General features: G+C 73.0%; 9 protein-coding genes and 1 tRNA gene. 3 read left to right on the forward strand and 7 right to left on the reverse strand.

The features are described from left to right. Window positions 1-170 precede the first annotated feature (170 nt). The 5 genes from C4T42_RS29255 to C4T42_RS29275 form a co-directional block, all read right to left on the reverse strand. Window positions 171-797 (reverse strand): ANTAR domain-containing protein, encoded by a 627-nt coding sequence (locus C4T42_RS29255; protein WP_020096063.1) that lies wholly within the window; start codon window positions 795-797, stop codon window positions 171-173. Then, window positions 794-1,948 carry a transporter substrate-binding domain-containing protein gene (locus C4T42_RS29260; RefSeq protein ID WP_020096064.1) on the reverse strand — a complete coding sequence of 385 codons (1,155 nt, stop codon included), beginning with the start codon at window positions 1,946-1,948 and terminating at the stop codon, window positions 794-796. Before C4T42_RS29260 ends, C4T42_RS29255 begins: the two co-directional genes overlap by 4 nt. Before the next feature lie 110 nt (window positions 1,949-2,058). Next, window positions 2,059-2,553, reverse strand: coding sequence for a hypothetical protein (locus tag C4T42_RS29265; RefSeq protein ID WP_020096065.1), 495 nt, complete (start codon window positions 2,551-2,553; stop codon window positions 2,059-2,061). A gap of 10 nt (window positions 2,554-2,563) precedes the next feature. Further along, window positions 2,564-3,718, reverse strand: a complete 1,155-nt coding sequence (locus C4T42_RS29270) for a zinc-dependent alcohol dehydrogenase (protein ID WP_103986388.1) — start codon at window positions 3,716-3,718, stop codon at window positions 2,564-2,566. Between the two features lie 100 nt (window positions 3,719-3,818). After that, entirely contained in the window at window positions 3,819-4,397 is a 579-nt protein-coding gene (locus tag C4T42_RS29275; RefSeq protein WP_042670544.1) for a DNA-3-methyladenine glycosylase, read from the reverse strand. A 153-nt stretch (window positions 4,398-4,550) separates the two neighbouring features. Here C4T42_RS29275 and C4T42_RS29280 point away from each other — a divergent pair, with 153 nt between their 5' ends. After that, complete coding sequence (locus C4T42_RS29280) at window positions 4,551-6,275, forward strand: adenylate/guanylate cyclase domain-containing protein (RefSeq protein WP_103986389.1); 1,725 nt, start codon at window positions 4,551-4,553, stop codon at window positions 6,273-6,275. A 122-nt stretch (window positions 6,276-6,397) separates the two neighbouring features. Here C4T42_RS29280 and C4T42_RS29285 read toward each other — a convergent pair whose 3' ends face one another. Next, window positions 6,398-7,657 carry an MFS transporter gene (locus tag C4T42_RS29285; protein ID WP_103986390.1) on the reverse strand — a complete coding sequence of 420 codons (1,260 nt, stop codon included), beginning with the start codon at window positions 7,655-7,657 and terminating at the stop codon, window positions 6,398-6,400. Between the two features lie 93 nt (window positions 7,658-7,750). Between C4T42_RS29285 and gcvA the strand changes: the two genes are divergently transcribed. Together gcvA and C4T42_RS29295 are read left to right on the forward strand one after the other, a co-directional pair. Then, entirely contained in the window at window positions 7,751-8,638 is an 888-nt protein-coding gene (gene gcvA, locus C4T42_RS29290) for a transcriptional regulator GcvA (protein WP_103986391.1), read from the forward strand. 210 nt (window positions 8,639-8,848) lie between these two features. Then, window positions 8,849-10,993 carry a helicase-related protein gene (locus tag C4T42_RS29295; RefSeq protein WP_103986392.1) on the forward strand — a complete coding sequence of 715 codons (2,145 nt, stop codon included), beginning with the start codon at window positions 8,849-8,851 and terminating at the stop codon, window positions 10,991-10,993. Window positions 10,994-11,060: 67 nt separating this feature from the next. Here C4T42_RS29295 and C4T42_RS29300 read toward each other — a convergent pair. Next, window positions 11,061-11,137: transfer RNA gene (locus tag C4T42_RS29300), tRNA-Met, on the reverse strand. Window positions 11,138-11,314 lie beyond the last annotated feature (177 nt).

The raw sequence follows: 11,314 nt of genomic DNA on the forward strand, positions 1-11,314 counted from the left end.
CTCCGAAACGCAAAAAGCCCCTGGGCGCGGAGACAGATCATCCGCGAACCAGAGGCTTCAAAGCCGTGATGTCGTGCAGCACTGCTGCTGCGGGGCAACCTTGCCCGGTTAGACTACGATACGCACCCCGAAACAGACCGCAAGACCATAAATGCGGCAGGCTGCTGCGATCAAGTCTTTTCCGCCAACGCGATGCGCAGGCCGAGTCCGCTCATCGCCTCGTGGGCGGAGACCACGCTCTCGGCCACGCTCGCCATCGGCACACGGGCGGCGGTGGCCCGGTCCCGGAGCATCTTGTAGGCGGCGTCCTCGTCGATCCGGTTCAGGTCCACGAGCAGCCGGACCGCCTTCTCGACGGTGCGGCGGCCCTTCATGGTCTCCTCCAGCCGGTTGATCTTGCTGGTGAGCCGGCCCTCGTAACCGCGCCGGTAGCGGGCCAGGGCGAACTGGGTGAGCACGCCCCGCGGGTGGAGCGGCTTGTTGAGCACGCCGTGGGCGTTGACGTCCGCGATCGCCTTCAGCGAGGTCGGGCTCTCGTAGGCCACGATGGCGATGACCGCCGGCTCGATCGCCTCGATCGACGGCAGCAGGTGCATCACCTGGGCGTCGTCGAGCTGGATGAACAGCGTGTCGATGTCGGCCGGCAGGGCGGCGGGCGGCGGCCACGCCAGGGAGACCGCGCAGCCGAGGCGGCGGAGCTGCTCCAGCAAAGCGGCGGCCTCCTCGTCCCGGGGATGGATGACGAGGGCGCGGGCGCGCCGCAGGTCGTCCAGGATCTTGCGGGCGGGGGCGGTCACGCGGCGAGCCCCTCCTCCAGCCAGTTCGTCTCGAACCGGGACCACGCGAGGTACGGGTCGGGCCGCACCGGCCGCCGCGCCCGCCAGACGACGTCGAACTGCCCGTCCGCGCGGGCGACCCCGATTCCGGGGGTGAGCCAGATGTGGCGCGTCTCGCCGTCGAAGGCGAGTTCGCCCTCCGGCGCCGCGAGGCGCTGCCGCAGGGCCGCCGCGCCGAGGCGCTCGGCGTCGAGGGTGCCGGCCTCCGCGAGCGCCCGGGCGAAGAGGTGGACCTGCGCGTAGGCGGTCTCCGACCACATGCTCGTGGGGCGCTCAGGCCCGAACCGGGCCTGGAAGGCGGCGACGAAGCGCCGGTTCTCCTCGCCGGGCAGCGCGCCGAAATACGGCGCCGCGAGGACGTGGCCGGTGCAGTGCTCGGGGCCGATCGCGCGGATCTGGCCCTCCGCCAGGGTGAGGCTGGCGATCGGGCAGCGGGCGCGGTCGATGCCGGACGCGGCGTAGGCGCGGTAGAGCCGCTCGGCGCCGCGCCCCACCACCGTGGAGAAGACCGCGTCCGGAGCGGCGTCGCGGATCGCCGCGATCATGGCGGCGTGGGCCGCGTCGTCCGCGTCGAGGGCCGCGTACAGCTCGCCCACGATGGTCCCGCCCTTCGCCTCGATCAGGTCGCGCATGACCCGGTTCGATTCCCGCGGGTAGATGTAGTCGGAGCCGATCAGGAAGATCCGCGGCCCGTGCTCCTGCATCAGGTAGTCGGCCAGGGCGAAGACGTTCTGGTTGAGGGTCGCGCCGGTGTAGATGATGTTCTCCGAGTACTCGAAGCCCTCGTAGATCGACGGGTACCAGAGCAGGCCGTTGTGCCGCTCCACGGTGGACATGACCGACTTCCGGCTCGCCGAGAGCGAGCAGCCGAACACCACCTCGACCCCGTCCTCGGCGAGCATCCGCCGGGCCAGGGTGCGGTAGGCGTCGTTGTCGCCGGCGGGGTCGTAGCAGACGGGCTCGATCGGGCGCCCGAGCACGCCGCCCGCCCGGTTGATCTCCTCGATCGCCAGGGCGGTGCCGAGGAAGTGCTCGGTCTCGGTGATGCCGCTCACCCCGCTGCGGGAGAACAGGACGCCGACCCGCCACGTCGCTTCATCCTTGGCCGCCATGGTCCCCCCGGGCTCGCCGCAGGCACCCGGAGGGCTGCGCGCCCCGCTGTCCTAGCCGAGGGAGGACCCGCCGCGAAAGCCGTTCCCCGCGCCGTCGTCCGGGGGCGGCCCTAGCGCCGCTGCGCCCGGGCCAGGCGCGAGACCAGGATCCCGAGCCCGATCGCCGCGCCGGTCAGCGCGAGCTTCGCCGCCAGCCCGGACCGGTTGTGGGCCAGCTCGGCCCGGGCGCCCATCTCGGCCGGGACGTTGGGGACGCGGCCCCGCGCGAGGTCGTCGACCACGCCCTCGACCACGTTCACCCGGTCGGCGGCCATCAGCATCAGCCAGTGCGCCCACTGGGACTCGCTGTAGCGGAACGCCTGCCGGCGGATGACGCCGCTCACGCCGCGCGGCGGGGTCGACGTGCCGACGACCGCCGGCCGGGCGTTGTACTCGATCGAGGTGAGGACCTCGACGCGCGCCCGCTGCTGCGGCGGCCGCGTCCAGTTCATGCCCCGGCTGTCGTCGCGCGCGATGTCGCGCATCGGGTAGGTCGGATCGTTCTGCGGATCCGCGTCGACGCCCCAGCCCGGGACCGTCGACGGATCGATCGGACGGTTTCTCATCGCCCCCTCCTCACGCGCGTGCCGTCGGGGGGACCAGGACCGGCTTGATGCAGCCGTCGAGCTTGGCCGAGAAGAGGTGGTAGGCATCCGCGGCCTCCTCGAGGGGCACCTTGTGGGTGATCAGTTCCTTGGGGTTCAGGCGGCCCGCCTCGATATGGGCGATCAGCTTCGGCAGCAGGCGCTTCACCGAGGCTTGGTTGGCCCGGATGGTGATGCCCTTGTTCAGGACGTTGCCGATCGGGATCAGGTTGCCGGTCGGCCCGTAGACCCCGACGATCGAGACGATCCCGCCCTTCTTGACCGCGTTGATCGCCCAGTGGAGCGCCACCGCCGAGCCGCCCTCGAGCTTCAGCTTGGTCCCCATCAGGGTATGCAGGGCGCTCCCCGCCGCGTCGCCGCCGACCGCGTCGATGCAGACGTCGGCCCCGAGCGAATCGGTGGTCTTCTTCAGGAAGACCACGGGATCCCCGATCGAGCGGAAATTGTAGACCTCGGCGGGACAGTACCGCCGCGCGAAGTCGAGCCGGTACTCGACGTGGTCGATGACGATCACGCGGCCGGCCCCGAACAGCCACGCGCAGCGCGCCGCCATGATGCCGACCGGTCCGGCGCCGAAGACCACGACGGTGTCGCCGCGCTGGATCCCGCCCATCTCGGCCGCCTGATAGCCGGTCGGCACGACGTCGGTGAGCAGCACCGCGTCGTCGAGGTCCATCGTCGCGGGGATCTTGCACGGGCCGACATCGGCGTAGGGCACCCGGACGTACTCGGCCTGGCCGCCGTCGTAGCCGCCGGCGGTGTGCGAGTATCCGTAGATGCCGCCGACCGCGGTCGCCTGTGCGTTCGCCTCGTGACAGTTCCCGAACAGCCCCTGCTTGCAGAAGTGACAGCGGCCGCAGGCGATGTTGAACGGGACCAGCACGTGGTCGCCGACGGCGAGATTGCGCACGCCGGAGCCGACCTCCTCAACAACGCCCGTGAATTCGTGGCCGAACGTCGTGCCGACGCGCGTATCCGGCACCATTCCATGGTACAGGTGAAGATCAGATCCGCAGACGCAGGTTCGCGTAACTCGGATGACCGCATCCTCAACATGCTCGCACACGGGGATCGGCTTGCGATCGACGCGCACGCGGTACGGCCCGCGGTAGTTCATCGCCAGCATGCTGGGGCTCCCTCGTCCACGACCGGGGAACCGCAGGCGGATGCCCAAGTTCCCGGCGGCCGCAGCGGGGCGCGAGGTGACGCACGGCGGGTGGCCGCCCTCATCCGGCGGCCGGCCCTGCCTTCCGCGCCGGGCGGCTCACGAACCGGGAGCCGGCGAGCAGGAAGCGCCAGGGCGTCTCGGCGCCGCGGGTGATGCCGATGCGCCGGTCGCTGACCACGTCGCCGCCCCCGGAATCGCCCGCGGCGCGGGGCTCGAACCGGAACGGCGCCCGCGCGAGGGGCGCCCCGTCGAGCGCGTCGGTGACGCCGAGGGCTTGGCAGAGGCGGCCGGGGCCGGCGCAGAGGAGGCGCGGATCCTCCAGGCCGCGGCGCGCCCGCATGGCGGGAAGCCCCTCGGTCGGCGCGAGGGCCCGGAGCAGCACGGCGCTGCCGGGCTCGCAGACGAGGTTCAGGCACCAGTGCATCCCGTAGGAGCGGTACACGTAGGCGTGGGCCGGCGGGCCGAACATGCTGGCGTTGCGCCGGGTCGGGCCGCGGAAGCTGTGGGAGGCCGGATCGGTGCTGTCGTAGGCCTCGGTCTCGACGATGATCCCGCCGGCCGCGCCGACGAACAGGCGGGCGCCGATCAGGTCGGAGGCCACCGCGGCGGCGCTGCGGGCGAAGAAGGTGTCCAGCATCGGGGCTCCGGCGCGGGCGGCCCCGCGCGATCCGCGTCGCCGGGATCCGGCGAAACGCGGGCGATTAGAAATAAATCGGACGCAACGGAAGTCTTGCTGGTACGAGGGGCCCGTGAATGGCGGGCCCAGAACCGATCCCCTCGGACCTCCAGCATGGTGCGCACAGCCTCGATCGCGACGCTCCGGTCCGCCGAGTCGGGCGCGCAACCCCGGTCGGCCCCGCGCGCCGCGCGGCTCCGCCTGAACCTGCGGCGCCTCCGGCTGGCCAGCGGCCTGATCCTGTTCGGCTACGTGCTGACCCACCTGCTGAACCACGCCCTGGGCAACGTCTCCCTCGACGCCATGGAGGACGGCCTCGACCTCGTCACGGCCGTTTGGCTCAACCCCGTCGGCCTGACGCTGCTCTACGGCGCCCTGGTGGTCCACCTGCTGCTCGGGCTCCAGGCCCTCTACGCGGCCCGCTTCTTCCACTGGCGGCCGTCCGAGACCCTGCAGCTGGTCTCGGGCCTGCTGATCCCGCCGCTGCTCATCAGCCACATCGTCGGGACCCGGGTCTCCTTCGTCACCGAGGGGCTCGACAAGGGCTACGCGCAGGAACTCTACGCCTTCTGGATCGCCTCGCCGATCCTCGGCCTGATGCAGGTCACGGTCCTGGTCGTCGCCTGGATCCACGGCTGCATGGGCCTGTATTTCTGGCTGCGGCTGAAGCCCGGCTTCGACCGCATGGCGCCCTGGCTGCTGGCGCTCGCGGTGCTGGTGCCGGTCCTGTCGCTGCTGGGCTTCGCGCAGGGCGGCCGGATGGTCATGACCCTGGCGCAGGATCCGGCGTGGCGCGCGGCGGCGCTCCAGCCGGTCCATGTCGGGCTGCCCGACCAGGTGGCGCGGCTCGCCGCCGTCCGGGACGGGCTGCTCGGGACCTACGCGGGCCTCGTGGCGGCGGTGATCGCGGCCCGCGGCGCGCGGACGCTCGCCGAGATCAAGCGCGGCACGATCCGGCTCATCTACCCGGACGGACGGGTGGTGCGGGTACCCCGCGGCACGAGCGTGCTGGAGGCGAGCCGGCGCAACCGGATCCCCCACGCCAGCGTGTGCGGCGGCCGCGGCCGGTGCTCGACCTGCCGGATCCGGGTGACGGACGGCAGCGACGGGGCGCCGGCGCCCGGCCGCACCGAGCGGGCGGTGCTGGAGCGCATCGCGGCCGGCCCGGGGGTGCGCCTCGCCTGCCAGTTCCGGCCCGAGACCGACATGGCCGTGGTGCCGCTGCTGCCGCCGCAGCCGCGGATGCGCCAGGCCGACCTACTCGACCGGGCGCAGTCGGGCGAGGAGCGCTTCATCGTGGCGATGTTCGTCGACCTGCGCGGCTCGACGCGGCTCGCCGAGGAGCGCCTGCCCTACGACACGGTGTTCATCATCAACCGCTTCCTCGGCGCGGTCGGCGACGCCGTGCGCGAGGCCGGCGGCTCGACCAACCAGTTCCTCGGCGACGGCCTGCTGGCCCTGTTCGGCCTGGAGACGGAGGCCGAGGCGGCCGCTCGGGAGGCCCTGAGGGCGATCGACCTCATCGCCGAGTCGGTCGACACCCTGAACGGGCTCCTGGCGGCCGACCTGGAGCACACCCTCCGGTACGGGATCGGCGTGCATGCCGGCCCGGCGATCGTCGGCGAGATGGGCGACGCCACCGACGCCCGGTTCACGGCGCTCGGCGACACCGTCAACGTCGCGGCCCGGCTCCAGGGCCTGACCAAGGTCCTCGGCTGCGTGGCGGTGGTGTCGGAGGCGGTCTACGCGGCGGCCCGCGTGGCGCCGGCGGAGATCCGGGACGTGGCGGTGGACGGCCGGTCCGAGGCCGTCCGGGTCAGCACCCTCGGAAACGCCTGACGCGAACGTCGTTGCGAGCGGAGCGAAGCAATCCAGAGTGGTAGCGCGGTTCTCGGCGTCGCGCATCCCCGGGTCGCTTCGCTGCGCGCGCGATGACGGGTGATCCGAGCGGACGGCGCGCCTCAGGCCCGCTGCCGGTGCGCCGCCCCGAGGCGCGGCGCCAGGGCCAGCATCAGCGGCACCACGGCGAGCGCCGTCCCGGCCGCCGCCACGGCCGCCCAGTGCGGGCCGGCCGCGTCGCCGAGCCGCCCGTAGAGCAGCGGTGCCGCCAGCGCGCTGCCGCCGAGCGTCCAGGTGTAGAACACCGCGAAGGCCCGCTCGACCCGGCCGCCGGGCGCCAGCTCCGGGACGGTCCCGTAGAGGACCGACGAGGTGCCGTTCAGCATCACGCCGAGCAGCGGCAGCAGGATCAGCCCGGGAGCCAGCGGCAGCACGATCACCGCCAGGATCGCCAGTGCCGTCCCGGTCTCGGTGAGGATCACGGTCCGGGTCACGCCGAGGCGTTCCCCGAGGCGCCCGCAGACCGCCTTGCCGAGCGCGCCGCCGACGAAGACCAGCGACAGGGCGAGGCCCACCGTGGTCAGCGCCGCGCCCTTCTCCTGCAGCAGGAACGGCAGGTAGAGCAGGAAGGCCGGCCGCGCGGCGTTGTCGAGCATGCCGATGGCGACGAGCAGCCGGAAGCCCGTGCCGCTCCCCAGCCCGGTCGCGGACGGATGGGGCGCCGGACGCGCAGCGCCGCCGCCGCTGCGTGACGCCGGCTCACGCGGCAGCAGGCGCGCGACCGCGAGCGCGACCACGATCCCGGCGCCGGCGATCACCCAGAGCGCGTGCCGCCAGCCCGTCAGGGTCAGCAGCAGGCCGACCAGGGGCGGGACCGCCGCCTTCCCGAGATCGCCGGTGAAATTGTAGGTGCCGAGCGGGCCGCGGGCGCCGGGCCCGTAGGCCCGGGCGATCACCGCGGACGCCAGGGGATGCTGGGTGCTGCTGCCGGCGCCGCCGAGCAGGAGCCCGATCCCAAGCCCGACGAGGCCGCCCGAGGCGCCGGCGATCGCGTAGCCGGCCGCGCTGAGCACGGTGCCGAGCACCAGCACGGTGCGGGCACCCCAGGCCTGGGCGAGGCGGCTCGCCGGCATCTGCAGCGCCGCCAGGGCGCCGTTGTAGAGGGAGCGCAGGAACGCCAGGGCGACGTAGTCGAGGCCGAACTCCGCCTGCCAGACCGGCAGCAGCACGTAGATCAGGTCCGTGTAGCCGTCGTGCAGGGCGTGGTTCACGCCGGTGGCCACCAGCGTGCGCCGGGCGTCCGGCAGGGACGCGGCCCGGGAGGACGCGGTTTCGGAAGACGCAGTTTCGGAAGACGCAGTCAGATCGGACGCGACGGACATCCAGCCATCCTTCGTGGTGCGGCGGCAGGATGGCGCCCTGGCCCGGAGCTGACAAACGACTTATGCTGACGCTCGCGTGAGGAAACCTGACCCGTGCACCGTCGCCTGCCGCCCCTCAACGCCGTGAAGGCCTTCGAGGCGGCCGCGCGGCACGGGAGCTTCACCCGCGCGGCGGACGAGCTGCGGGTCACCCACGGGGCGGTCAGCCGGCACGTCCAGACACTGGAAGGCTGGCTCGGGCTGCCGCTGTTCGAGCGCCACAACCGGCGGGTGGTCCTCACCGAGGCCGGCACGGCCTACGCCACCGAGATCGGCGCCGCCCTCGACCGCATCGCCCTGGCCACCGCCCGGCAGGCCGAGCGCGGACGGCCGCGCCTGCTGCACGTGAACGCGCTGGCGACCTTCACACTCCGCTGGCTGATCCCGCGCCTGTCGGGCTTCCAGCGGACCAACCCGTCGATCGAGGTGCGGCTGACCACCTCGAACGTGCCCCTCGCCAGCTTGGCGGAGCCGTTCGACGTGGCGATCCGGGGCGGGCCGGACAGCCGTCCGGGCCACCGCGCGGAGCCGTTCCTGTCGGAGCGGCGCATCCCGGTCTGCAGCCCGGACCTGCTGCGCCGGCTGCCGCTCCGGGTGCCGGAGGATCTCCGGCAGCACACGCTGCTGCACGCCGCGACGCTGCCGCGGGTCTGGCCCGACTGGCTGCGCGCGGCGGGCGTCCCGGACCTGGCGCCGCGGGCCACGGTGACGCTGGAGCATTTCTACCTGACCCTCCAGGCCGCCCTCGACGGGCTCGGCGTCGCCATGGGGCCCGAGCGGCTGATCGCTGACGACGTCGCGGCCGGCCGCCTGACCCTGCCCTTCCCGGGCCCCGCCCTGCCCGCGCGGAGCTACTACACCTACATCCCCGAGCCGCGGGCAGAGGATCCGGCGGTCCGGGCCTTCTGCGGCTGGCTCGCCGAGGCGGCGCGGCATCCGTAACGCTCCGTCATCGCGAGCGCAGCGAAGCGACCCAGGGCGGCGCGCCTTCCGTCCGGAGGGCGCCGACTGGATTGCTTCGCTGCGCTCGCAAAGACGGCGGAGACGCACATCAGGGATGGCGTGCCGCCTCCGCCCGGCGCATGGATCGGATCCGGAACGCCCCCGACCGCGTCGGGGTTGGCGTCAGACGCTTCTGCCGAAGGTGACCGCATGGCGCGCAAGCGTCTCCGCCCGACGATCGAGAGCCTGATCGAGTCCCTGGGGCGGCTCGGCGTCGCCCCGGAGGCGGTCGACCTCGACCGGCTGCTCGCCCAGCTCGACCTGCCCGATTACGGCGCCGAGGTCGACGACGACCGCGTCGCCGGGGCGCTCCGCGCGATGCGGGCGGCCCGGGCCTTCGCGGAGACCGGCGTCCCGGCGATCCGGAAGGCGATCCCCAATCTCCGGGCCGTGGTCACCAAGGACCACCGCATCACCTGGCTGATCCGGACCGAGATCCCGCTCCTCGACAACGGCCGCCTGGACCTGCGCCTCGACGTGGCCCCCGAGCCGGAGGCGGCCGAGATCCTCGCCCGCATGGCCGCGCGGAACGACCCGACGCACCGCCTGGAGGCCCTGCGCGATGCCGTGGCGCGCACGGCCCTCCAGGCGACCCGCGCCCTGCACAAGCCGGTCGACCGGCTGCGGGCGCAGCTCCTCGTCGACCTGCGCGAGGTCGGGGCGGACGCCGCCGCCTACATCGCCCACATGGACCGCTCGCTCCGGTCGCGGGTCTTCACGTACGGCCCGAAGCTCGCCCGCGGCCTCAACGACACGCTCACCCCCGTCCGCCGCCACGCCAAGGCGGTGGCGCGCGAGGGCTCGCGCCTGCGGCGGCTGCGCGATCAGGTCGGCTTCGGCGCCTATATCGAGCGGTTCACCGCCGCCCGGCGCCTCGACCGGAAGATCGTGTTCCACATGGGGCCGACCAATTCCGGCAAGACCTACGCGGCGCTCCAGCACCTGACGGCGGCCGAGACCGGAGCCTACCTCGCGCCGCTCCGGCTCCTGGCGCTGGAGAACTACGAGACCCTGCGCGAGCGGGGCCTGCGCGCCGGCATGATCACCGGCGAGGAGGTGCTGGGCGAGGCCGACCCGACCCACACCGCCCGCACCATCGAGACCGCCGACCTCACCCGGCCGATCGACGTGGCGGTGATCGACGAGATCCAGATGCTGTCGGACCCCGACCGCGGCTGGGCCTGGACCAACGCGCTGTTCGGCGTCGCGGCGCGGACCGTGATCGTCTGCGGCTCCGACGACGCCCTGTCGTATGTCCGCCGCGCCGCCGAGGCCGCCGACGAGTCCCTGGAGGTGATCCCCTTCACCCGCAAGTCGCCGCTCCTGCTGCTGGAGGAGCCGGTGCCGCTGGAGAAGGTCGAGGCCGGGGACGCGGTCGTCGCCTTCTCGCGCCGGGCCGTGCACGAGAACCGCGAGGTCCTCGTCGCCCGCGGCCACCGGGTGGCGACGATCTACGGCGCCCTGTCGCCGGAGGTCCGCCGGGCCGAGGCCGCGCGCTTCCGCTCCGGCGAGGCCAACGTGCTGGTGACCACCGACGCGATCGGCATGGGGCTCAACCTCGGCCCGCTGAAGCGGATCGTCTTCTCGGCGGTGCGCAAGTGGGACGGGACCGCCGAGCGGGCGCTGACCCATTCCGAGATCCGGCAGATCGCCGGCCGGGCCGGCCGCTACGGCCACCAGGATGTCGGCTACGTGGCGGCGACCGACCCCTACGCCGCCGAGCCGATCCGCACCGCCCTCTCGGGCGCACCGACGGCGCCGGCGGCCGACACGCGCTTCTTCGTCCGCCCGGATCTCGGGGCGATCCGCTCGGTGGCCGAGGAGATGCGCACCCACAGCCTGCACGAGGTGCTGACCCACTTCGCCCGGGCGACCTTCTACGCGGGCTCGCCGTTCCAGCCCTCGGCCCTGGAGGAGGTGCTGGAGGTGGCCCGGATCGTCGACCGGGCGCGGCTGCCGATCGAGGAGAAGTTCGCCTTCTCGGTCTGCCCGATCGACCGGCGCGACGAGATTGCCATGGGGCTGCTGGAGCGCTGGTGCCAGGCGCGGGCCGCCGGCCTCACGGTCCCGGCTCTGCGCGGCAACCTCTCGGGCGCGCTCGACTACCAGGAGCGGACCGTGAAGCTCGCCAGCGCCTATCTGTGGCTGTCGCGGCGCTTCCCCGAGACCTTCGACGACGTGGACGCCATCCGCCACATGCGCGGCCGGGCCAACGACGCCATCGAGCATCACCTGCGCGAGACCGCGACCCGCAAGGCCGAGCGGCGCAGCCGGCGACCTGTCGGGGCGCGGTGAGACGCGGCATCAGGCCATGAAAAAAGCCCGCTGCGCGTTCGGCGCAGCGGGCTTTGTCAGATGACGTTGGTTGCGGGGACAGGATTTGAACCTGTGACCTTCAGGTTATGAGCCTGACGAGCTACCGGGCTGCTCCACCCCGCGCCAAGTCTGTACGGCTGGTCCGGGTCGACGCGGGCTCTGACGAGCGGGCGTCGTGTCCGGGGGCCGGATCGGTGTTCGTGTCGAGGGAAGGTGTGTGTATTGCGATGGGCGGGTCTGGCGGCGACCGACTCTCCCGTGTCTTGAGACACAGTACCATAGGCGCTGGCGTGTTTAACG

Source organism: Methylobacterium sp. 190mf (assembly GCF_900107945.1).
Lineage (GTDB): Bacteria > Pseudomonadota > Alphaproteobacteria > Rhizobiales > Beijerinckiaceae > Methylobacterium.